Genomic DNA, 21,660 nt, shown 5'->3' with positions numbered 1-21,660 from the left:
AAAAAAGGACTGTCCGGCAGCTATCGCCGAGGTGTGCAGTGGGGAGCAGGAGAGCAGAGATCGGCAGCGTCGGTGCCTGGCGATCTGGAGGGGGAGCTTATGACGGTCAACGTGGTGCCGGTGTCGGGTGAACAGGCGGAGCTGATTGATGCTGCTGTGGCACTCGGGGACCGGTACACCAAATGGTTGGGGCTGTTGACCCCACCCGCGTACCAGCAGGCCGCGGACGAGGGTGGCCTGCTCGTAGCCCTGGAGGACGAGCAGGTCATCGGCTACGCGCTCTTCGGACTGCCGAAGCGGAGCCCGTACGTGAGGATGGCTCACCTATGCGTGGCCGAGGAGCATCGCGGCAAGAGCGTAGCGCGCCAACTGGTGCAGTCCATCCGGGAGCGTCAGGCCCACCGCCTCGCCATCAAGGCGAGGTGCCGCCGCGACTACGGGCTCAGCGGTATGTGGACCAGCCTGGGCTTCGTGCCCCGTGGTGAGGGGCCGGGGCGGGGCCTGAAACGGAAGATCCTGGACTCCTGGTGGCTGGATCTCGGGCATCAGGACCTGTTCTCGGAGGCTGAGAGCGAAGCTCTGCTGGTGGTGACCGTGGACCACTCGGTGTTCGCCGGCCTTAGCGGAGGCGGCTCCGAACGGGAGGTCGAGGAGGCCCGCGCTCTGGAGGCCGGCTGGCTCACCGATCTCGTCGAGCTGGCATTCACGCCACAGCTCCTGCACGACGTGCACGAAATGGCCGACAGTACCGAGAGGCAGCACCGGCGCGCCGACCTGTCGAGCCTGCGGCAGATCACCCCGGACCCGGAGGTGGTGGCGGCCCGGCATGCGGAGCTCATGGCCGCCGTGGCTGGCGCACTCCCTGACATGCCGGCCGACGCGCGAACCCGTGCGCGGCTGCGGTACGTGGCCGAGACCTCCTGCACCGGCCTGCAGCTGCTCGTGACGCGCGACCCAGGGCTTGCGCGTATGGCTGATGTCGCCTGGGACGTCGCCGGAGTCAAGGTGGTGGCGCCCTCCGTCGTCACCCTCCACGTCGACGAGCTCAGGCAAGCACAGGTCTACCGGCCCAGGGACCTCATGGGCACCGTGTTTTCGGCGGACGAGGTCGCTGTCGGCAGCGAGGCCGATCTGGTCTCGTTCTTCGACCAGGGGGAGCGTGAGGGCGGGCCCGTTTTCGAGCGGCGTCTAAAGAGCTTCGCCTCGGGCGCGATCCTGTGGCGACGGGAGCTACTGCGGGACGGAGAGGGTCAGCCGGTTGGTTTGTACGTATGGGCTCTGGACGGCAGGACCCTGAACGTTCCCGTTCTGCGCACTGCTGGGCACGTGCTGGAGGAGACACTGGCCCGCTAACTGCTCTTCATGCTGAAGCGGCTCGGGCGTGAGCGCGGGGCACAGGTCATCCGGATCACCGACCCGTACCCGTCGGCGGTGGCCAAGGCGGCGGCGGGCGCGGACGGGTTCGCTGCTAACGCAGACGGCCTTACCGCCCTGCTCGTGGATGTCTGCGGTGCCGCCTCGGAGGTGTCCGGCGCGGCCGCTGACATTGCACAGCGCCTGGCTCTCATGGTGCCCGCGCTGCCCGCTGACCTGTCCGCCGAGGTAGCGAGTGTTGCCGAGCGCGCTTGGTGGCCGGCGAAGGTCATGGATTCTGGACTGCCGTCGTTCATCGTGCCCATCGAACCCCGGTGGTCTGCCGACCTGTTCGACTTCCCCACGATGCTGTTGCCGAGGGACGATGTCCTCGGGATCAGCCGCGAGCACGTCTACTACCGCTCCCCTGGCCATCGGAACGAGAGCGTTCCGGGTCGCCTTCTCTGGTATGTAAGCCGGGGGAACCCCGGTGAGCAGGGACAGATGGTGATCGGTTGTTCCCGCCTCGATGAGGTGGTGATCGACGATCCCGACACCCTCCACTCGCAATTCGAACACCTGGGCGTATATGGTCGAGGGGAAGTTCGGAAGGCGGCCGAACCCTACGGCAGGGCGATGGCGTTGAGGTTCTCGGACACCGAGATCTTCCCCGTGCCGGTGCCCTACAGGCGTCTGCGTGTGCTGGCGGAGAAGCTGGGACTAGCGTTGTCGCTGCAACAGCTGTCGAAGATCAACAGCACGCTGTTCCAGGCGGTCTACGAAGAGGGGCACCGAAAGACGTGAACGATCCGGAGCGCGCGATGCTGCTGTCCGTCCACCCCCGGTTCGCGACCGCGATCCTTGCCGGGAGCAAGACGGTAGAGGTGCGGCGGCAGCGTGTCGCCGCACCTCCCGGCACTCCTGTCCTCCTGTACGCCACCGCGCCGACGATGGCCATCGTCGGCGCGGCCCGCATCGCTTCGGTCCAGGTGGCGTCCCCTCGCGAAGTGTGGTCGACCAGCCGTACACGCGCGGGCATCAGCCGCCGTGAGTACGACGCGTACATGAGTGGTGCGAGCCGGGCCAGTGGCCTCACGCTGGCTGATCCGGTGACCTTCCAGGAGCCGGTCCCGCTCACGGCCCTCCGGGCGGTCGGTTCCTTCCACCCTCCGCAGAGCTACCGCTACGTCAAGCAGATCGATCTCCGTCAGATGGCGGAGGCCGCACCGAACGGCGTCGACGTGGCTCTGCGCGACCTACTCGGCGACATGGTCCCTGCCTGAGAATCACAGCAGCCACAACACCTTCCGCGTGAAGGCGGGTTGAGTGGTTTGATGGGCATGCAGCAGACACCAGGTTGATGAAGGCCTCCCGCTTCGTGTCGACGTCGCGCAGCCAGTCGGCCTCACGTCGCAACTGCGCCAGCCCGTCGGCCTGCACCCGCACCCCAGCCGTTGGGCCATCCCGACGGGTACGAACCCCTCGCCCTGCTGAGGCCTGCAGGTAGAGCAGACGCTGACAGACGCTCACGCCGTTGCCGTCTCACGCGCCCGATGGTGTGGTCCAGTGGCGCGTTTCGTGACCCAGGACTCATCTGTGCAATTTCGGCACGGAGTTGGCCTGGTCGGAAAGGTTTCCCCAGGCTGCTGTTGCCGGGTTACAGTCCGGCAATGGCGGATCGGGAACCAGGGGGAGGGGCCGACATGCTGGAGATCATCGCGCTCAGTGCACTGACCGCATTCCTCACCGCGGTGGGCAATGGTGCGGCCGGTGAAATGGGCAAGCAGCTACTGCTGTCGACCGGCGCACTGGCGAGAAGGGCCACGGGGCGAGAGACGCCCCTGCCCACCAGCAGGGAAGGCTGGGAGTCGTTGGCCGGTCACGTACATGCCCGCCTGGGTGACGATCGGCGCCAGGCAGACGAATGGTCCCTTCTCCTCCGGAGCGTTCCGGAGTCCGCGGCCGGGCTTCCTTCCGGCAGTGGGCTTCCTCCGGCCACGCGCCACTTCACCGACCGCAAGGACATCGTCAAGCGGCTGAGGCGGGAGGCTACCCGTCCGACTGCCGGGCGTCCGCGCGTCGCTCTCCTGTTCGGCCCCCCGGGAATCGGTACCAGCGCGGTGGCGCTGCACCTGGGTGCGGTGTGCCGTGACCGGTTCCCCGACGGACAGTTCTACATCGACCTCCGCGACGGCTCGGCAGAGCTGGGCCCGGCGCCGTCAGCGGTCCTGCTGCGGCTGCTCCGGCAGATGGGCGTTGAGGCCGAGCGGATTCCACCCACCGAGGCGGGCCGGGAACAGCTCTACCGGCGGCTGACAGACGGCCGCCGGGCGATGGTGGTGGTCGACCACGCGTCTTCGGTCGCCCAGGTCCGCAGTCTCATCCCGGCCACACCGGAGGTCTTCCTGCTAGTGGTCGTGTCCGGGCCGCCTCTCGCTCTGGAAGCGGAGGCCGTCCCCGTGTCCGGGCTGAGCGACCGGGACGCCCTGGAGATGATGAGGAAGGTCGCGGGCCGGGAGAAGGTCGCGCGTGCCAAGTCGCAGATGCCGGGCGTATTGGCCCACTGCGCGGGCAACGCCTTCGCCGTGAGGGCGGCGGCGATGCGCCTGTTGACCGAGGACATGGAGCTGGACCTTCTGGATCCGGCGTCGGGGGCATCAGGGAGCGATCCGATACGCTCTACGACCGAGGCCGGTTGCCGCCGGGTCCGGCCGGAGACGGCGCGGCTCTGCCGGTTGACGGCCCTCGGCGGCTGGCCGTCCGTCACCGCGCCCCTCGCCGCGGCGGCTGCGGGCGTCGCTGAGGACGAGGCCGCCCGCATGCTGGCGGAAGCGGCTGACGCCCAGCTCATGGAACCCCTACCCGATGGGCGGTACCGGTTCCGGCCCGATGTGCGCCGCCACCTGGCCGATACGGCGGGACCGGAGCACGGGATCCCCGAGTGCTCCGCGGCTGTCGCCCGGACCCTGGATCTCCTGCTCAACCGGGCCCTGCACGCGGCACACGCGGCCTTGCCCCAGAGCTGGCGGACCGAGCCGGCACCCGCGCGGGGGGAACCGTACAGGGATGAAGCCGAGGGCGTGGCAGTGTTGGCGGTGGAGGCAGGCAACCTGGTCCGCGCCGTGTTCGTGGCCCGCGAGTACGAGCACACCACCACGGCGCTACGGCTGGGACGTGCACTCTGGCCCCTTCAGCTCAAGGCGGGCCACTGGGACGACGTACTGCCCGCCCTGCGACTCGCGGCCCGCTGCGCCGACGAGCACCAGCCGGCCTCCCGCATCGCGGGTGCGCTGCACTTCCAGCTTGCCCACTGCCTGGGGGAGCTGGGGCGCTGGGACGAGGCGGATCGGGAGGCGGGCGCCGCGGCCAGGGCGGAGCGCGAGGCCGGCCATTTGCGCGGTGAGGCATCCTCCGTGGAGCTGCAGGGCCTGCTGAACCTGAACCGCTGGCTGTACGAGGCGGCACACGAGCGGTTCGTCGCGGCAGATGCCATCTACGGCTCGATCGAGCCGGATCATGAGGGCGCGCACGACATGCCGCGCGCACACGCCCTGTCCCAGCGCCACCAGGGACGGGCCCTGCGCGGAATGGGGAGGCTCGACGAGTCGCGCGGCCTGCTGGAGGCCGCGGTGGACTTCTTCGCCGAGCAAGGCGAGCCGTACAACCAGGCCCGCGCTCTCACCGACCTGGCCGAAACCCTGCACGATGCAGGAGACAACGCCGAAGCACTGACGTTGATTGCGGCCGCGGAGCAGCTGCTCACGCCGGCCGCGATCCCACACTTGGGGTACCTGGCCGCCCTACGGCTGCGCTGCGAGGTCGCTCAGTAGCACCGGCTCGACCGACACCGGGTGTACTCCACCGGCGACCCGTATCCGCAGCGTTGTCCCGCCTCGGGGCACTCGGCCGCCAGTGGCGAGCCACGCGGCGAACGAGGACGCGTACGCCCCCGGGTCGGCATCCGACTCCGGGTCGGCCGTCAGCCGGTACACGCCGTGCTCGCGGCTCCGGACGGTGCACGTGTGCGGCCCGGTCACGTACGCGGCGACCGTGCAGTGCGGATACCGGCCGAGCACCTCAGACGTCCATGCCCGGGGGCTGCCCAGCCGGGGATCGTCCGGCCGGCCGTCCCGTGTGATCACATCGGCCGACTCCAGGATGCCGGGGTCGAGGGTGTCCTCGTGGACCGCGAGGTGCGTGACGCCGCCGGCTCCGTACGGAGGCGCCGTGGAGCGTTCGACCGCGACCTGCGCCCCCTGGACCTCGGTCCGTACGTGCAGCGGGGCGGTACGCAGAGGGGGATCGTACGGCGGCAGGGGCAGTGGCTCCAGCAGTGCGGGGGCCTCCGGCTCCGGGAGGTCCATCAGGGCGTAGAAGTGCCGCCGCAGGAGCGTCGCCGAGGCGCCGGGCGCCGAGCTGGTGAACTCGGCTGGCCCGGCGAGCGGTCGGTGACCGGCGATCACCCTCTCCACCTGCTCCCGCAAGGCGCGGTGCGGATCGAGCCGGGGCGCATCCCGTACGAACGATGAGAGCGGCGCCTCCGGGTCCAGCCGCTCTTGACCGGTGGCCGCCAGCATCACGGGGATGCCGAGGGCCGCCGCGTAGTAGGAGACCGCGCCGAAGTCGCCCAGGACGACATCCGCGGACAGCAGGGCCTGCCGCCAGGTATGCACAGGGTTGATCAAGGTCAACCCGCTCCGGCGTGCCTGATCCAGCCAGGCACGGACCTGGCCCGGCCCGTGCCCGTACCAGACGTTCGGGTGCAGGATGGCAGCCAGCCGGTAGTCGTCGGCAGGCAACTCGGCGGCGAGCCGGGGCATCAGGCTCGGCAGGAGGTCCTCACCGCCCCCGTTCCCGAAGAACCCTTCAGGGTTCCAGGTGGAATTCAGTACGACCAGGCGCTGCCCACGGCGTATTCCGAGGGATCGACGGAACCTTTCGCGGTACTTCCGTGCGGACAGCATCCGGTCGTAGCAGGGGTCGCCGGCGAGCACCGCCGCGTCCTCGGCTTCCGGGCATGCGCGGCGCAACCGGTCCAGTTGCTCCGCGTGGGACAGTACGAGACCGTCGACGAACGGCTTGCCATCGTTGAGGAGCCAGTCTGCCGACAGGCCGAAGGTTGGCTCCCGGCTCCCGGCTCCCGGCTCCCGGCTCCCGGCTCCCGGCTCCCGGCTCCCGGCTCCCGGCTCCCGGCTCCCGGCTCCCGGCTCCCGGCCTCGCCAGTTTCTTAGTATACCCAACACCATGCGACAAAATGCTCAATTTGCCCTGAAGGTTATGGAGTTCTCCGCCGAAGCTGGCTGATACGGCGAGGTCGACCGGTATCGACTGGGCCTGCCCCCAAGGCACTATGGGCAGCTCCAACCCGGCGAACAACTCGTGGAGCCCCGACCGGAACGCTGACGACCCAGTGGCGGTCACCAGCATCTGCACGCGGAAGTCGTCGCGGAACAGCGGCAAGACGTCCAGGAGGCGTCCGGCAGAAGTGACGTTATGCGCCACCAGCAGCACCTTGCGACTTGTGGTCCTGCTGGTCCACAGGTGGGAGTCCTCCCCTACTGGCACCCGCATCGCCGAGGGATCAGCAACGCCCACTCGCCACCTCCAACTGGCTGCCCAGCTGCCTCGCTGTTACGGGTCACCCTAGCCGCGAGGTTGCTGGCTCCCGCCCTCGTCAGCAATCGCGCTGCACGGAGGTAGGCGCTCGATGGGGAACTCGCCGCTGATACCAGCAGCCGCGGCGCACCGTTGCCGCAGTTCGGCGGATGACTGCCGCGCCTCAGGACGTACCGAGCTTCACGCCGAGGCAGCCGTTCGAGTCCACCGCCATCCCGGTCGGGGTGAAGGCGATGACTCCATGCTCGGGCCCAGCCAGTGCTCGCATCGCGGTACAGCGCTGGCCGGCGTCGCCACTCGTGTACTCGATCACCACGGAGTCCCTGCGGTCGGCTGGGTCTACTTCATCAGGGTTGCCGGGTTGGATGTAGGCCGCTTTCACGTCCGGGACGCTCTTCACCCATGCGGGCAATCCAGCAGCGTAGCTGGGGACCACGTGTGGAGTGGCCGTGTCGTGGTCCTGTGGCGCCGCCGCTGCCGGTGGCGAGACTGCCGAGGGACTCCTGGGTGCGGCTGGCACTGACGACACCTGCGAGTTCGTCACAGTGGCCTCGCTTGGGTCGCTGCCGCCGAGGTCAAGGAGGAATGCCAAGGCGATGACGGCGACGAGTCCGGTACCGGCGAACAGGCCGGCCCGGGACAGCGGTGGCCCCGCCGCAGCAGGCGCCGCCAGCGAGGTCAGCCTGTCCGGAGGGACGGACAGCTCGCTTCCCGTGTTCAGCATCCGTATCTCGACGCTGCCGCCGGCCGCGTGGCCAGTGACATTGGTGCGGTTCCCGAAGTACACGACGATCGAGCCGACCGGAAAGTTCTGTGGCGCAGACGTCAAAGCTAGACCCTTCGATTGCAGGATTCGGCTGGCTTCAGTCGCTGAGGCCGAGGATCTCCCAATGGCCCGCGAAACTGTCGGCCAGGCTGGCGAGTACGGCCTTGCCCTTGGCCGCCGTCGCGTGGGACGGGAAGCCGATCACACCGGATTCGGTGTACGCGCTCATGCCCTGGACCAGCAGGAAGGGACGGTTGCTGCCGTCGTGGTCAGCATCGGCGAATCCGGCCCGCACCAATTCGGGCGCCGAGTGAAGAAGGATGGACGTCTCGATCTCGCCGGCGTGCATGTCGGCGTGTCGGTCGGAGACGAGGCCGGCGTGGTCGCGGGCTCGGTCCCAGTCGGCCCCAAGGGGGAACAGGGAGACCGCGGGCCCGTCGACGTTGGCCTCCTGGACGACGTTCGACAGGACGTAGTTCCCACCGTGGCCGTTGACTATCACCAGCCTGTGGATGCCGGAGCGGGCGAGGGACGCACGGATGTCGTCGATCACGGCGTAGAGGGTCTTCGCGCTGATGCTGACCGTGCCGGGGAAGGCGGCGTGCTCGTGGCTGCACGACATGGTGATGGGCGGCAGCAGGTGCACGGGGTACCTGCCGGCGATCTCCTGGGTGATGACGCAGGCGATCGCCGTGTCGGTGACCAGCGGGAGGTAGCGGCCGTGCTGCTCGAAGGAGCCGACTGGGAGTACCGCGATGCGGGGTTGCTGTTCCTGGACGTCTGTGCCGGTGGTGGTCGGCAAGAAGTTCACGACACTCCCTCTGGTCGGGTACAGGGCAACGCCCCTCATTGTGTCCAGCTCCTCCTTTAGCTCTCCAGCAGCCTGTGCACCGATGACTCAACAGGCCGTAGGCCAGCATCCGGCGCACACTACTGCTGTGACCCTGCGATCAGCCGGTACACCGATGCAAACCGGCCCCGACGCACCCGTTGTCGTGCGGCGCCTCGCCAAGGATGACTCGGTAGAGGAGCTGACCAGCCTGCTGCATCGCTCGTACGCCGATCACGCCGCTGCAGGGAGGGTCTTTTTCGCGTCCTACCAGTCCTTGCAGGACACAGCCAACCGTCTGGGCAAGGGTGAGTGCTGGGTCGCGCTCCGGGGGAACGCGCTGGTGGGCACCGTGACAGTGGCGGCTCCTCACGCGGCCCCGGAGGGGTACCCCGCGCCAGCCACCGCCGGCTCGTTCTGGCAACTGGCCGTGGACCCGTCGGAGCGGGGCACCGGGCTCGGGCAGCGCCTACTGGAGCTCGCCGAGGGGCGGATCGCGGCGCTGGGTTCTGCCCAGGTCGTCATCGACACCTCGGCCAAGGCAACCGAGCTCGTCGGCTGGTACGGCCGGCGGGGTTACGTGCTGGTGGGCACGTGGCGGTGGGACGTCACCAACTACGAGAGCGTCGTTCTCTCGAAGGCTCTGATGGCGCGCTGATTGCGTGAGGCGAAGCTGCAGGCGGCGACCCCGTGGGGGGACGTCCGCCTGCAGCCTGCTACACAGGCGCCCGGGCTTCTACTGGGCGAGGACGCGAGTCGCTTCCTGGGCGGCGACGGTCAGGGCCTCGTCGAGGGCTTCGACGCGGCGGCCTCCCGCGCTGGCGACGGGGCCGGTGCCGCCTGTTCCACCGCCTACCGTGCGCGCGGCGGAGGAGAGGATGTGGGCGGCCTCGGTTCCCGAGCTGAGGAGGCTGGGCGTGATGGCGGCGACGAGCAGGGCCTTGCCGTCGTGCTCGGTGCCCAGGACGACGACGGCGCGGTCGTCGTGGAGGCGGCTCATGGCGTTGGTGGCGAGGGTGCGGAGGTCGTCCGCCCCGAGACCTGGTACTCGCTGCGAGATGATCTGGCCGCCGGGCACGTTGTGGGACGCGGAGGCGAGCTGTTCCGCATGGCTCCGCAGCTCGGAGTCACGCACTTGGGCGAGCTGCTTCTGCGCGGCGGCCAGGCCATCCAGGCGCTTACGGAGGGCCTCGGGAGCGTCCTTCGGGCGGGTGCCGAGGAGGGCGGAGACTTCGTCGAGCAGGCGGCGCTCGGTGTCCTGGTTACGGAGGGTTCCGTGGCCGGTGAGGGCCTCGATGCGGCGGAGGTTGGAGCCGATCGAGCCCTCGCTGAGCAGGCGGAAGGTGCCGACCTGGGAGCCGTGGGCGACGTGGGTGCCGCCGCACAGTTCGCGGGAGAAGTCGCCGATGTCGACGATGCGGACGGTGTCGCCGTACTTCTCCCCGAACAGGGCGATGGCGCCGGCGGCCTCGGCTTCGGCTCGGTCGGCGTACCAGGCGCGGACGGCCGGGTCGTCGAGGAGGTGGCCGTTGACGGCGTCTTCGATTCGGGCCAACTGCTCGGGGGTGACTGCGGAGAAGTGGGCGAAGTCGAAGCGCAGGCGGTCGGACTCGACGAGGGAGCCCTGCTGGCGGGCATGATCGCCGAGGATGGCCCGGACGACCGCGTGCAGGATGTGGGTGGCCGAGTGGGAGCGCATGAGGCCCTTGCGGCGGTCGGCGTCGACAGTGGCTTCGCCGGTCGCCCCGGTGCGGAGCTCGCCTTCGACGACGCGGGCGCTGTGGACCCGGAAGCCCTCCAGGCCGTACCGGGTATCCGTGATCCGCAGCAGGGTGCCATCGTCGGTGCGCAGGGTGCCGGTGTCGCCGATCTGGCCGCCGGCTTCGGCGTAGAACGGTGAGCGGTCGAGGACGAACTCGATGTTGGAGCCCTCAGGGACGCTGGTGGTGACGGCCCCGCCGGAGATCAGGCCAAGCACGGTGGCCTCGGCGGTGAGGTGCTCGTAGCCGAGGAAGTCGGTGCGCGGCAGGTGAGCGGACAACTCCCGGTAGGTGTCCTGGCGGCGCAGGGCGTCGGCGGTCTTGGCCTTGCCGCCGGTCTTGGCGCGCTTCTTCTGTTCGTCCAGCAGCGTGGCGAAACGGTCTTCGTCGACGGTCAGGCCGGCGTCGTGGGTTGCCTCGACGGTCAGTTCCAGGGGAAAGCCGAAGGTGTCGGCGAGTTCGAAGGCGGTCTCACCCGGCAGTGAGCCGGAGCGGCTCTCCCGGGTGCGGGTGATCGCGGCGTTCAGCAGCCGGGTGCCCTGCGCGAGGGTACGGGTGAAAGACTCCTCCTCGGCGGTGACGACCTGCTCGATGAGGGTGGCCTGGTCGGTGAGTTCGGGCCAGACGTCGCCGAGGTTGGCGATCACGCTGGCTGTGGTGGGGGCGAGGACGGGCTGGTCGATGCCGAGCAGGCGGGCGTGCCGGATGGCGCGGCGCATGAGGCGGCGCAGGACGTAGCCGCGGCCGTCCTTGGCGGGCAGGACGCCATCGGCGATGAGGTAGGCGATCGAGCGGGCGTGCTCGGTGACGACCTGGAAGGAGACCTTCTCGTCACCGCTGCCGGGGTAGCTGCGGCCTGCGAGTTCCTGGACGGTGTTCAGGGTGGGCATGAGCAGGTCGGTGGTGCAGACGTTCTCGACGTCCTGGAGGATCGCGGCAAGGCGGTCGAGGCCGAGGCCGGTGTCGATGCTCTGCTGGGCGAGCTCGCCGAGGATCGGGAAGCTGCCCTTCTTGTCGCCCTCGCCGCGCTGGTACTGCATGAAGACGAGGTTCCAGATCTCCACGTAGCGCTCGCCGTCGACGGCGGGTCCGCCCTCGCGGCCGAAGGCCGGCCCTCGGTCGTAGTTGACCTCCGAGCAGGGGCCGCAGGGCCCGGGGACGCCCATGGACCAGTAGTTGTCCTCCATGCCCAGGCGCTGGATCCGCTCCGAAGGGACACCGATCTTGCGCCAGAGCTGCTCGGCCTCGTCGTCGTCCTCGTAGACGGTGATCCAGAGCCGGTCCTTCTCCAGGTTGTAGCCCTGGGTGAGGAGTTCCCAGGCGTAGGCGATGGCGTCGGCCTTGAAGTAGTCGCCGAAGGAGAAGTTGCCCATCATCTCGAAGAACGTGGCGTGCCGGTTGGTGCGGCCGACGTTGTCGATGTCGGAGGTGCGGGCGCACTTCTGGATGGTGGTCGCGCGGCGGTGCTCTGGGGTGACTTCGCCCAGGAAGTAGGGCTTGAACTGGTTCATCCCGGCATTGGCCAGCAACAGGGTCGGGTCCGAGGGGATGAGCGGGCTGGACGGGACCTGGCGGTGACCGCGGGAGGTGAAATAGTCCAGGAAGGTGGAGCGGATCTGCGTCGAGCGCATGGCGTTATGGCCCTCACGGAAGAGTCGTGGAGAGGGGGGGTTGATCACACGCCGAGCCGGGCCGAGAACAGGGACTGAGGGTTCTCAGTTCTCCAGCTCGACGCACATAGCTCGCGCCCCCACGGTGTAGACCATGACTCCTGATCCGTTGCTCACAGGTGGTGCAGCCGACAGTGGACGGAACGGTCCGCTGTGACTGCACCACCAAGCGTAGCGGATCAGGAGTCAAGATCGCTGGGGAATCCGTTCAGTTGGGTGGAACCCCGACCAGGCGGAGCAGTACGGCGGTGAGGCCGGCTGGTTCGGAGAGGACGAGATCGGCACCGGTTCGAGTGAGCACGTCGGGCCCGGCGAACCCCCAGCCTGCGCCGACCGATGTCACGCCTGCGGCTCGGGCGGCGCGCATGTCGGCATCCGTGTCTCCGACGAACACGGCGCTGCCGGGAGTCGCCCCGAGCCGGTCGAGGGCAAGAAGGAGGCCATCGGGCGCCGGCTTGGGCGTCGCGTCCTCGTAGCAGACGACGGTGTCCAGCAGACCGATGACGTCGGGCGGCAGCAGCCAGTGCAACCGTCGGCGACTTCGTAGGGTGACGACGCCCGTCGCGACGTTGGCAGCCCGCAGCTCGGTGAGGGTCTCGGGTACGAACGGGAAGACCTTGGTGACGAGGGTGGCCGTGGCGCTGGCCGCGTCCCAGCCGTCTTCGTCGATCGATCCGTCTAGCCCGAGGTGGGCCAGCACTTGCGCGCGCGGGGTGGTCTCGGCTCCGGGCGGGAGGTCGTCGATGGTGACGCGGCGGTCGAGTGCGGCGGTCGCGAAGCCTGCCAGGGTGGCGAGCTGGGCGGCCCGGCTGTCGACGAGGACACCGTCGAGGTCGAAGAGCACGGCTCTCTTCACGAGGCGTCACCCGCTCGGGGCCCCGACAGGTCTGCCTCGGTGAGCAGGGAGTGAAGGGTGACGCGGTGCTCGGCGAGCAGCATCCGGCCACCGAGCGGGCGCTCCAGTACGCACAGCGCGTCGGTGACCGCGGCTCCGGCGACCCTCAAGGTGTTGGTCATGGTGAACAGCTGGCTGCCGGAACGAACGACGTCGTCGACGAGAACCGTGCGGCGGCCGTTGATGGCGGCACCTTCGATCTGGCGGCGGGAGCCGTAGCCCTTGGGACTCCGGCGCAGGAACACGGCGGGCAGGCCGGTAACAGCCGACAGGGCGACGACGAGCGGGACGCCGCCGAGTTCGATACCGGCCAGAAGCTGGGCGTCGTCGGGGACGAGGTCGGCCATGGCGGCGGCGGTGTCGCGCAGGAGGGCAGGGTCGGCGGCCAGGCGGTACTCGTCGAAGTAGGAGTCCAGCTGTTCCCCGTCGGTCAGGTCGAATGGGCCTTTGACGCAGGAGGCTTCGGCGAGTCGGGCGGCGAGGCCGGCCAGTGACGTGCTGGTGGTCATGCTCCTCCGATCGGGGCTGTGTCGAGCGCGGCGAGGCGGGCGCGGAAGGCGTCAGGGGTATCGGCGACGGTGAGGAAGCCGAGTGGGCGGGTCGGGGTCTCGTACAGCCACTTCTCCTCGCGCAGGAAGGCCAGCAGGCGAAGGGCGGCCGGCCCGGCGAGGCAGACCGGTACGGGCCGGATGGTGGTCGCGTAGTAGAGGGCGGCGGTCAGCTCGTGCAGGGTGCCGACGCCTCCGCCCATCGCCACGATGAGGTCGGCGCTCTCCAGGTAGTGCTGGAGACGGGCGCCGAGGTCAGGCACGTGGACCGACACGGTGGTGTGCGGATTGAAAGCTCCCCACTCGTCGTGCTTGCCCGCCAGGGTGACCGCGGTGACGGTGGTCCCCTGGGAGGCGGCTCCTCGGGCCGTGGCCTCCATCAGCCCGTTGTAGCCGCCGTGGAGGAGCGCGTAACCGGCCTGGGCGAGCGCCCGGCCGATCTCCTCGGCCAGGTACTCCTCCTCTGCGGAGGCAGGTACGACGCCGCCGAAGAAGACGGCGGTCAGGCCCTCGCGGGCCCGGCTGGCGGCCGGGCCCGCGAGGTGGAGTGCGTTCACACCAGCTCCTGGTAGGCGCGGTACGCGTCGACGCCGTCGCGCAGCCCGTCGAGCGCCTCGGGGCAGACCCGCTCGACGAGGGCGAGCATCCGCTCGATCGCCGCGTTGACGTCGGCGGCCAGCGGGACCGCCGGCCCGCTGATCGCCGCGTTGAGGTCGCTCACGCAAGCCCGGCCGATCGGGGTGACGGCGATCTCCTCGCTCAGCTGATACCAGCCCCAGAACCGGGAGGTGGGCGCGAGGGCGGCCTTGATGAGGTCCTTCGTCGCGGTGTGCAGCCGGTGCCACTCGGAGTACGCGACGAACCGCTGGCCGCGCTTGATGCGCTTGTGCAGCAGTACGGCCAGTACCAGGTGTTCGATCACCAGCTCAGTGCACGTGCGCGGCCGGGAGGAGAACTCCACGGCGAAGCACTCGGCCACCACGACCTTGTCCAATTCGACGGGCGCCGGCTGGCGGTCGAGGAGCGAGGCGGTGGCGATGCTTGCCTGCAGGTCCGGGACGCGCGAGGCCGGTGCGAGGTAGAGGTCGATCTGCTGCAGGCGGCCGTCGTCCGGGACGAGGAAGACCAGGCCGACCCCACCGAGGTCGGCGACGATCGTGTCGCGCCAGCCGGGGAACAGGGCGCCGGCCTCGACGGACATCAGGTCGTCCAGGGCTTCGGCGAACGCCGGCAACTGGGCGTCGTGAACACCGACGACGAAGTCGACGTCCGAGAGGCGGTCGGCCGTGCCGTGGGCCAGCGAACCGCGGACCAGCAGGTGGGTGACGGCAGGGGAGGTGGCCAGGATGTCGGCGAGCTTCGACAGGAGCGGAAGCTGGGCCGGTCGGTTGGCGTGCGTGAGTTCGGCCAGTTGCAGGGTGGGCATGTTCGTCCTCCGTTCGGATTCGGGCGGGGTGGACCGTGCGAAGTGGGCAGTCAGTCAGGCCGTGAGGGCGAGTAGGCAGCTCTTCGCCGCCGTCCACCGCGTAGCGGCCTCCACGTCGCCGAGCGAGGTGTGCAGTTCGACGAGCAGGTCGTAGACCGCGCCCTCGGGCAGGGCGTAGGTGTAGAAGAGCCGCAGCAGCATCCGCTCGGCCGCCTCCGTATAGCCCAGGTCGACCATGCGCCGGGCGGCCTGCAGCCGTTCGGCGAGCTGCATCTGGTCCGCGTCGGGGAGGGGTTCGGCGGCGGCCGGGTGGAGGGTCGGGCGCCGGGCCAGCCGCTGGTAGGCGTCGTCGGCGTACACGTCGGCGATCAAGTGCACGCGCTCGGGGCCGAGCAGGTTGCACACGCCGTGGGCGTAGGTCGGCGTCAGCCGCCAGATCCGTCCGCCGGCCATGTGCACCTTGGCGCCGCCGGTGACCAGGAACGCGGACGTGTTGGTGTGCAGCGGGATGTGCAGCCGGTGCCGCTCGACCTGGTCGAGGTCGTCGTAGTCGCGGTGCTCCCAGAGGAAGGCGTTGGGCTCAAGCCTGGCGAGCCGCACCCACATGTAGTTCAGGCCGAGTTCGCCCAGCAGCGCGGTGGTGGCCGGCATCTGCGCGAGGAGGTCGGTCGGCTTGGCGGTGCAGTCGCCGATCGTCACGTCGGCCGCGTCGCCGGAAGCGTTCATCAGAGAGGTCGTCCACCAACCGCCCGACTGGTAGGCGCTGTACTCCGCCTTCCAGGGGGCCGGGGCGGTCAGGGCCTCGTGGCGCATCCGCTCGAGCTGGGCGGAGTCGATGCTGTCCAGCTGGGCGATCTGCCCGGCCAGGGTGGTCAAGGTGCGGTCCATCAGTTCCCTCCCGTCGTCGGCCCTGCGAGCGCGGGCCGGTAAGCACGTGGTGCTGCATGGGTTCGTTCTGTTCAGCTCGGAGCGGCGGGGTCGGGGGCCGACCAGGCGGGGGCCGCCTCGTCGGTGTGGTCGGCGTGCACCGCGGCGACGCCGAGCGTGCCGAAGCCGGCGGCCGTACCAAGGGCCCACAGCCACGCGAGGACCGTTCCGAGAACGTCGTGGGGCTGGTCCGTCACTGGGGGCTCTGCTGCTGCTCGCGGAGTTCGATCGCCCGCGACAGCTGGCTGTGGAACAGCTCCACCTGCCCGGGGGTGAGCACCAGCGTGGTGCCTTCGGTGGTCTCGTCCAGGTGGTGGAGCGTGATCGGTATCGAGACCCGCTCGGTGTCGTGCTTGTACGTGATGTCGCTCCGGTTCGGTGTGGCGTAGCCGATCACTGGACCTCCATGGCGAAGAGACAGCGGGGGTTGTCCGAAAAACCCGCAGGGCGTGGGTGGTTGGGCCGTTTACTTGGTAAGAACCTTGCGCGTCCGCTGCGCTGCGGGGCCAGGAGTGGATGTGTACGGCGCCGGTGTACGCATCAGGGGGAAGGGAGCGACCGTGCCGCAGCCGTCCAAGAATCTTGATCCGACCCGGTCTCCGCAGGACTGGTTCGGTGCTCACCTGCGCCACTGGCGCAAGGTCCGGAGGAAGACGCAGCGGGAGCTGGCGCTAGAGGTCCACGTCAGCGCAAGTACCATCGCGAAGATCGAGAAGGCCGAGCGGCCCTGTGACCTGCCGTTGGCGCGCAGCCTCGATGACGCACTGGACACCGGCGGAATCCTGGCGTGGCTGTGCCTGCGCACGGGCACTGATGCGGACAACGCACCCGGTGATGCGGACAACCCGGCGGTAGCCCCGGCGCTGCCGGGTCTACCGGGGTTCCCAGGGGCCATGCTGCCGGTGACTGAAAGCACTTCAGACGACGGGAGCCACGTGGACCGCCGTACCTTCCTCGGCGCATCCGGGGCCGCCGCCCTGTTAGCCGGTACCCCCTTGTCCCACCTGATCGAGCCCGCTGAGCCCTCCCGCCTGCCCTCAGCCGTCCGACCCGAGGACATCGAGCAGGTCGAGGCCGCAGCGACGGTGCTCGCGGGTTGGGATCACCACTACGGCGGCGGAGGCATCGTCCGCACCGCCGCCGAAGCGCAACTCCGCTGGGCGTCAGCACTCCTCGAACTGCCCTGCCCGGACCCCTTGCGGGCCGGCCTCTTCGCCGTCGCCGCCCGACTCGGCATGGTCGTGGGCGCGGCGGACTTCGACGCCCACGCCCACCACGACGCCCGCCGCGTCTTCGCCTTCGCTGCCGCCTGCGCCGAAGAGGCAGGCCAGTGGCACTTGAGAGCCAAGGTCTACTCGTGGCGGGCACGTCAGGCCGTCTATCTCGGGGACTGTGATTCCGGCCTGACGTACGCGGAACTGGGGCTCGCCCACGAGAACCGGCTCACTGGCACCGAGCGGGCCATGCTGCACAACGCGAAGGCCAGGGCGCTGGCCAAGGCCGGCAAAGTGCAGGCTGCGCTGCGGGCCGTCGGACAGGCCGACGACGCCTTCGCACAGGCCCGTCCCGGCGAAGACCCGCCGTGGATGGCCTACTACGACGTTGCCCAGCACGCGGGCGACACCGGGCACGCCCTGTACGACCTCGTCGCCGTCGGGTACAGGCCGGTCACGGCCGCAGACCGTCTGCGCACGGCCGTCGAAGGACACACGGAGGCGTACGTGCGATCCCGTACGTTCTCCCTGACGAAGCTGGCTTCTCTCACGATGGCCACCGGAGACCCACATGAAGCCGCCACCATCGGGCACCAGGCCCTTGACGAAGTCGCAAAGCTCCACTCCCGCCGGGCAGCCGACGAGATGCAGGACCTGGCCCGGCTCGCCGCCGTGCACCGAACGACCCCCGAGGCGGTCAAGCTGCGCGACCGCATCAAGGAGACGATCAAGACGTGACCCTCGCCCCCGCCGACAGCGTTAACGTCTCCCGCCGCGTCCTCATCGACGCCAGCCGGGCCCTCGGGCTGGATACCGAGGGCGCCGAGCCGATCCGGATCGCGGAGAACGCGATATGGCGGATCCCCGGGAAGCTGGTAGCCCGGATCTCCCGCCCCGGTGGCACGCCCGCAGCCTCACGTGAAATCGCAGTCGCCAACTGGCTTGCTGGCCAAGGCATCCCCGCCGTACGGCCCGCCCCGGGCATCGCTCAGCCCATCACCATCGACGGCCGTGCGGTGACCATCTGGGAGGAACTTCCGCCGCACCGCGACGGGAACGTCAGCGAGGTTGCGTACCTCTTGAAGGCCCTCCATGCGCTTCCGGAGCCCGACTTCGACCTTGAGCCTCTGGAACCGTTCCGGAAGATCCGTACCAGGCTCGACCAGGCGAAGGCCATCAAGGAGAGCGACCGTGAATGGCTGTACGGCTACACGGACGAGCTCGAAGCGGCATGGCTCCGGCTCGTAGAGAGCCCTGGTCTGTCTCGATGCGTCCTGCACGGGGATGCCTGGGTCGGCAACGTCGCCTCCGCCGAGGACGGCACGGCCTACCTCCTCGACCTCGACAGCTTCACCGTCGGTCCGCGGGAGTGGGACCTGACGTCCACAGCCGTGAAACTTACGTCCACCAGCAGCATCACCCAGCACGAGTACGAGGACTTCTGCACCGTCTACGGAGCGGACGTCACCTCCTGGGAGGGGTACGAGGTCCTGCGGGACATCAGGGAACTGCGGATGACGGCTTACGCGGCCCGGATCACGACCGAGCACCCCGACCACCCCCATGCCCGCCACGAGACCCAGTACCGAATCGAATGCCTCATGGGGGGCCAAGGGCAACAACGACCCTGGCGGTGGACTGCAGTGCCGTAGCGGTAGTGCAGGGGACCCGGTCGGTAGATGATCCGGCCAGGCGTGGGCGTCTTGCCCCTGTGGTCAGTCCTGGTACGGGAGGAGCCTGTCGGCGCCCCGGGCGATGGTGGTGGCCAATCGACCGTATTCGAGGACGTCCTCGTGGGTCATGAAGGGGATTAGGACTTCATGGTGCTTCCGGACGTACTTGAGCAGGAGATCGGCCATTGCGTACGAGGCCGCTTTGGCTTCGGCTCCTGCCTCGGGGTCGTGGACGTGGACGCCGGCTGCTTGGAGCTCTTCGATGGTGGCGTTGCGGACGATGGCCTGCTCCTCCTCGGTGAAGAGGCGCCCGTCGAGGTGGCGGTAGACGAGGGAGCCGGAGGGGCGCTTGAAGTTCGTGTCGAACAGCAGGGCCATGACGTGGGGGCGAGGGGTGGCTGCGGGCATGGAGGTGCTCCTGATGGTGGTGGGGTGGGGATCTGTATCAATGGTCTGGAGAATCGCCGGTTTGGCTGACCGGGGGATCGTCGGCTACCTTCGGCCGGTTTTCTTCGGTCAGCGCCGCCGGGTGGAGTCGCTCGCTGCCTTGGCCGCAGGCTGTGTGACAGGTGCGGTGGACGGGGTGCGCCGGTCGCTGCGGGCGGGCGGGTCGTGCGGTCCTTCGGGGGCGGCGGGCAGGTGGGCGCTGCGGCGCAGGCGTCATACGAGGACGTCGCTGATGGAGGCGGCGGTGCCGAGCTCGCGCCGTCGGGTGGCTTCGGTGAGCAGGACGGCCGGGTCGTGGCCGGCCTTCTGGGCGTCGGTGAGGGTAGCGGCCAAGGCGGGCCAGCCGGGTTCGGCCAGGAGCCGTTCGGCCAGCTCCGGCAGGGCCTGGCGTACGAGGGCGGCCTGCCGCTGCCGAACGTGCAGGGCCAGGTGCTGGCCTCGCTGCTGGAGGACGGCCATGGGCTGGGCTGCGGCGGCTTGGTAGGCGGCGCGGAGGTGTTCGGCGGTTTGCCGGGCGGCTGCGGCCTGCTGGGCGTGGTGTTTCTTGGCGTGCCAGTTGGCCGCCGCGGTGGCGAGGAAGAACGCCATGTCGATGAGCATGGCCGTGGTAGCGCCGTCTTCGCCTCGGCCGAGGGCGGGCCCGCTGTGGACGAGGTCGCGGGCGGCTGCCCGTAGGGCACGGTCGGCTCCGCGTACAGCCTTCACGTGGGAGCGGGAGGCTCGCTCGAACGCGAAGGCGGCGTCGCGGAGTTCCTTGCGAGTGTGGGCGGCGGAGGCGCCGGTAGAGGAGCTCGATCTCGCGGTTGAGGGCGAGGACGGACATCTGGGGGTCGCGGGAGCTCTGGCCAAGGGACTCGCGCCTTCCCGGATCGCCGCCAGCATCCGCGACGGCATCCACCGCAGCGCTCGCAACACCACGGGAGACGCGGCATGACCGCACAGCCCGTGGACAGCGACCTGTGGGCGGGACTGAACGCGACCGACGAACCGCAGCCCACCGAGCCCGTGTGGGAGGAGCCGATCCCGCTCAACGGGCGCCGCGAGCTTCCCACCTTCCCCGCGCACGTCTTCCCGGCCTGGCTCGGAGAGTTCGTGAAAGCAGTCGCCGAGGAGACGCAGACGCCCATCGACCTGCCCGGGTCCATCGCCCTGTCGGTACTCGCGGCAGCGGCCGGCGGCCGGTCGGTCGTCCACGTGCGAGGAAGCTGGCGGGAGCCCACCAACCTGTACGTGGTGTGCGCGCTGCCCCCGGCCAACCGCAAGTCCGCTGTCTTCACGCTGCTGACCGACCCGCTCTACGAGGCGGAAAAGAAGCTTCAGATCACCATGGCTCCGGCCATCGTGGAAGCGGCGATGACCGCACGGCTGGCCAAGGAAGCGGCCGACAACGCCGCGACCAAGGCCGCGAAGGCCGACCGCGAGAAGCGCGAAGGCCTGATCGCTGAGGCGATCGGGCTGGCACAGGCCGCCGAATCGGTGGCCGTGCCGGTCGAACCCCTGCTGCTGGCCGACGACTCCACCTCCGAGACGGTCACCTCGCTCATCGCGGAGCAGGGCGGCAGGCTCGCCGTGATGTCGGCCGAGGGCGGCATCTTCGACATCATCGCCGGACGCTACTCCGGAGCCCCCAACATGGAGGTCTTCCTCAAAGGCCACGCCGGAGACCGCCTCCGGGTCAACCGGCAGACCCGCCGCGAGTACATCGACCACCCAGCCCTGACCATCGGGCTGGCCGTCCAACCGGACGTGCTCCGCGACATCGCCAAGGTCAAGGGCTTCGACGGACGCGGCCTACTGGCCCGCTTCCTCTACTCCATGCCCAAGTCCCTGGTCGGTGAGCGCGAGGTCATCACCGAACCTATCCCCGAAGACATCGCGGCCGTCTACGAGCGCAACGTCCTCGCGCTCACCCTCTGGCTCGCCGAGTGGACCGACCCCGCCGTCATCCAGCTCAGCCCCGAAGCAGACAAGGCCCTGATCACCTACCAACAGCGGGTAGAGCCGCAGCTCGCCGCCCGAGGCGGAGCGCTGGGGCACATCGCCAACTGGGCGGGCAAGCTCGCCGGAGCCGTGGCCCGCATGGCCGCCCTGCTGCACCTGGCCGAGCACCTGGAAGGCGGACACACAAAGCCGGTCACCGAGGCCACCATGCACGCGGCGATCACCCTGGGGGAGTACTTCACCGCACACGCCCTCGGAGTCTTCGACGTCATGGGCGCCGACCCCACCGTGGGCCGCGCCCGCACCGTGCTGGAGCTGCTGCGTACCCAGAAGTGCAGCGAGGTCAGCAAGCGCGACCTCATGGTCAAGCTCTCCCGCTCGGAGTCCCCCACCGTGGCCGACCTCGACCCCGCGCTGAACCTCCCCGAAGAGCACGGATACATCCAAGCCCAGCCCACCCTGCGCACCGGCGGACGCGGCCGGCCGCCGTCCCCGCGCTACCTCACCCACCCCCAGCTGAGCGAACCCACCGTCTGACCCCCGCCACAGAAACCACAGAATCACAGAAATAGCCCCGCTAGACCCCTGACCTGCG

At 69.5% G+C, this 21,660-nt stretch carries 20 protein-coding genes and 1 pseudogene; 8 read left to right on the top strand and 13 right to left on the bottom strand.

Going from position 1 to position 21,660, the window contains the following annotated elements; translation table 11 throughout:
- Nucleotides 1-99 precede the first annotated feature (99 nt).
- The 4 genes from J7E94_RS34340 (at nucleotide 100) to J7E94_RS09945 (ending at nucleotide 5,183) form a co-directional block, all read left to right on the top strand.
- Nucleotides 100-1,353, top strand: coding sequence for a GNAT family N-acetyltransferase (locus J7E94_RS34340; RefSeq protein ID WP_251056410.1), 1,254 nt, complete (start codon nucleotides 100-102; stop codon nucleotides 1,351-1,353).
- 9 nt (nucleotides 1,354-1,362) lie between these two features.
- Nucleotides 1,363-2,157 carry a hypothetical protein gene (locus J7E94_RS34335; RefSeq protein WP_251056409.1) on the top strand — a complete coding sequence of 265 codons (795 nt, stop codon included), beginning with the start codon at nucleotides 1,363-1,365 and terminating at the stop codon, nucleotides 2,155-2,157.
- Complete coding sequence (locus J7E94_RS09950; RefSeq protein ID WP_308344817.1) at nucleotides 2,154-2,636, top strand: ASCH domain-containing protein; 483 nt, start codon at nucleotides 2,154-2,156, stop codon at nucleotides 2,634-2,636. The genes J7E94_RS34335 and J7E94_RS09950 overlap by 4 nt, the downstream gene beginning before the upstream one ends.
- Before the next feature lie 837 nt (nucleotides 2,637-3,473).
- Entirely contained in the window at nucleotides 3,474-5,183 is a 1,710-nt protein-coding gene (locus J7E94_RS09945) for a tetratricopeptide repeat protein (protein ID WP_308344816.1), read from the top strand.
- On the opposite strand, the gene J7E94_RS09940 is transcribed toward J7E94_RS09945, so the two are convergent.
- From J7E94_RS09940 to J7E94_RS09930, 3 genes are all read right to left on the bottom strand, one after another.
- Complete coding sequence (locus J7E94_RS09940) at nucleotides 5,154-6,383, bottom strand: hypothetical protein (protein ID WP_308344815.1); 1,230 nt, start codon at nucleotides 6,381-6,383, stop codon at nucleotides 5,154-5,156. The two genes, J7E94_RS09945 and J7E94_RS09940, sit on opposite strands and share 30 nt — an antisense overlap.
- A 749-nt stretch (nucleotides 6,384-7,132) precedes the next feature.
- On the bottom strand, nucleotides 7,133-7,798 hold the full coding sequence (locus J7E94_RS09935; RefSeq protein WP_215014155.1) for a hypothetical protein: 666 nt from the start codon (nucleotides 7,796-7,798) through the stop codon (nucleotides 7,133-7,135).
- Between the two features lie 34 nt (nucleotides 7,799-7,832).
- Entirely contained in the window at nucleotides 7,833-8,585 is a 753-nt protein-coding gene (locus tag J7E94_RS09930; RefSeq protein ID WP_215014154.1) for a creatininase family protein, read from the bottom strand.
- 88 nt (nucleotides 8,586-8,673) lie between these two features.
- On the opposite strand from J7E94_RS09930, the gene J7E94_RS09925 reads away from it, so the two are divergent.
- On the top strand, nucleotides 8,674-9,222 hold the full coding sequence (locus J7E94_RS09925) for a GNAT family N-acetyltransferase (protein WP_215014153.1): 549 nt from the start codon (nucleotides 8,674-8,676) through the stop codon (nucleotides 9,220-9,222).
- 78 nt (nucleotides 9,223-9,300) lie between these two features.
- On the opposite strand, the gene alaS is transcribed toward J7E94_RS09925, so the two are convergent.
- The 8 genes from alaS to J7E94_RS09885 all read right to left on the bottom strand — a co-directional run bounded on the left by alaS (nucleotide 9,301) and on the right by J7E94_RS09885 (nucleotide 16,187).
- Nucleotides 9,301-11,955 (bottom strand): alanine--tRNA ligase, encoded by a 2,655-nt coding sequence (gene alaS, locus J7E94_RS09920; protein ID WP_215014152.1) that lies wholly within the window; start codon nucleotides 11,953-11,955, stop codon nucleotides 9,301-9,303.
- Between the two features lie 247 nt (nucleotides 11,956-12,202).
- The gene (locus tag J7E94_RS09915; protein WP_308344810.1) at nucleotides 12,203-12,850 is read right to left on the bottom strand and encodes an HAD-IA family hydrolase; all 648 of its coding nucleotides are present in this window, start codon (nucleotides 12,848-12,850) and stop codon (nucleotides 12,203-12,205) included.
- Entirely contained in the window at nucleotides 12,847-13,398 is a 552-nt protein-coding gene (locus J7E94_RS09910) for an orotate phosphoribosyltransferase (protein ID WP_215014150.1), read from the bottom strand. The genes J7E94_RS09915 and J7E94_RS09910 overlap by 4 nt, the downstream gene beginning before the upstream one ends.
- The gene (locus J7E94_RS09905; RefSeq protein WP_308344809.1) at nucleotides 13,395-13,994 is read right to left on the bottom strand and encodes an LOG family protein; all 600 of its coding nucleotides are present in this window, start codon (nucleotides 13,992-13,994) and stop codon (nucleotides 13,395-13,397) included. Before J7E94_RS09905 ends, J7E94_RS09910 begins: the two co-directional genes overlap by 4 nt.
- Nucleotides 13,991-14,863 (bottom strand): hypothetical protein, encoded by an 873-nt coding sequence (locus tag J7E94_RS09900; protein WP_215014148.1) that lies wholly within the window; start codon nucleotides 14,861-14,863, stop codon nucleotides 13,991-13,993. Before J7E94_RS09900 ends, J7E94_RS09905 begins: the two co-directional genes overlap by 4 nt.
- 54 nt (nucleotides 14,864-14,917) lie before the next feature.
- Entirely contained in the window at nucleotides 14,918-15,751 is an 834-nt protein-coding gene (locus J7E94_RS09895) for an aspartyl/asparaginyl beta-hydroxylase domain-containing protein (RefSeq protein ID WP_215014146.1), read from the bottom strand.
- A 71-nt stretch (nucleotides 15,752-15,822) separates the two neighbouring features.
- Nucleotides 15,823-15,987: a hypothetical protein gene (locus J7E94_RS09890; RefSeq protein ID WP_215014144.1), complete on the bottom strand. Its 165-nt coding sequence runs from the start codon at nucleotides 15,985-15,987 to the stop codon at nucleotides 15,823-15,825.
- Nucleotides 15,984-16,187, bottom strand: a complete 204-nt coding sequence (locus J7E94_RS09885) for a hypothetical protein (protein ID WP_215014142.1) — start codon at nucleotides 16,185-16,187, stop codon at nucleotides 15,984-15,986. Before J7E94_RS09885 ends, J7E94_RS09890 begins: the two co-directional genes overlap by 4 nt.
- Before the next feature lie 163 nt (nucleotides 16,188-16,350).
- Between J7E94_RS09885 and J7E94_RS09880 the strand changes: the two genes are divergently transcribed.
- Nucleotides 16,351-17,742, top strand: coding sequence for a helix-turn-helix domain-containing protein (locus tag J7E94_RS09880; RefSeq protein WP_215014140.1), 1,392 nt, complete (start codon nucleotides 16,351-16,353; stop codon nucleotides 17,740-17,742).
- On the top strand, nucleotides 17,739-18,656 hold the full coding sequence (locus J7E94_RS09875; protein WP_215014138.1) for an aminoglycoside phosphotransferase family protein: 918 nt from the start codon (nucleotides 17,739-17,741) through the stop codon (nucleotides 18,654-18,656). The genes J7E94_RS09880 and J7E94_RS09875 overlap by 4 nt, the downstream gene beginning before the upstream one ends.
- 63 nt (nucleotides 18,657-18,719) lie before the next feature.
- Here J7E94_RS09875 and J7E94_RS09870 read toward each other — a convergent pair whose 3' ends face one another.
- Both J7E94_RS09870 and J7E94_RS09865 read right to left on the bottom strand, forming a co-directional pair.
- Entirely contained in the window at nucleotides 18,720-19,085 is a 366-nt protein-coding gene (locus J7E94_RS09870) for a hypothetical protein (protein WP_215014136.1), read from the bottom strand.
- A 108-nt stretch (nucleotides 19,086-19,193) separates the two neighbouring features.
- A pseudogene (locus J7E94_RS09865) lies at nucleotides 19,194-19,898 on the bottom strand (mobilization protein); the annotation flags it as partial.
- A gap of 156 nt (nucleotides 19,899-20,054) precedes the next feature.
- On the opposite strand from J7E94_RS09865, the gene J7E94_RS09860 reads away from it, so the two are divergent.
- Nucleotides 20,055-21,602: a YfjI family protein gene (locus tag J7E94_RS09860; protein WP_251056408.1), complete on the top strand. Its 1,548-nt coding sequence runs from the start codon at nucleotides 20,055-20,057 to the stop codon at nucleotides 21,600-21,602.
- The last annotated feature ends 58 nt before the right edge of the window (nucleotides 21,603-21,660 follow it).

This window comes from Streptomyces sp. ISL-94, assembly GCF_018614075.1.
Lineage (GTDB): Bacteria > Actinomycetota > Actinomycetes > Streptomycetales > Streptomycetaceae > Streptomyces.
Note: the sequence above shows the minus strand (reverse complement) of the source record. Positions and strands in the feature narration are given on the sequence as shown.

What these genes read in the sequence shown, in the direction of transcription:
- J7E94_RS34335 (WP_251056409.1), top strand. Translation starts at nt 1,363, where the DNA reads ATGCTGAAGCGGCTCGGGCGTGAGCGCGGGGCACAGGTCATCCGGATC.
- J7E94_RS09930 (WP_215014154.1), bottom strand. Translation starts at nt 8,585, where the DNA reads ATGAGGGGCGTTGCCCTGTACCCGACCAGAGGGAGTGTCGTGAACTTC.
- J7E94_RS09910 (WP_215014150.1), bottom strand. Translation starts at nt 13,398, where the DNA reads ATGACCACCAGCACGTCACTGGCCGGCCTCGCCGCCCGACTCGCCGAA.
- alaS (WP_215014152.1), bottom strand. Translation starts at nt 11,955, where the DNA reads ATGCGCTCGACGCAGATCCGCTCCACCTTCCTGGACTATTTCACCTCC.
- J7E94_RS09870 (WP_215014136.1), bottom strand. Translation starts at nt 19,085, where the DNA reads ATGCCCGCAGCCACCCCTCGCCCCCACGTCATGGCCCTGCTGTTCGAC.
- J7E94_RS09895 (WP_215014146.1), bottom strand. Translation starts at nt 15,751, where the DNA reads ATGGACCGCACCTTGACCACCCTGGCCGGGCAGATCGCCCAGCTGGAC.
- J7E94_RS34340 (WP_251056410.1), top strand. Translation starts at nt 100, where the DNA reads ATGACGGTCAACGTGGTGCCGGTGTCGGGTGAACAGGCGGAGCTGATT.
- J7E94_RS09860 (WP_251056408.1), top strand. Translation starts at nt 20,055, where the DNA reads ATGACCGCACAGCCCGTGGACAGCGACCTGTGGGCGGGACTGAACGCG.
- J7E94_RS09900 (WP_215014148.1), bottom strand. Translation starts at nt 14,863, where the DNA reads ATGCCCACCCTGCAACTGGCCGAACTCACGCACGCCAACCGACCGGCC.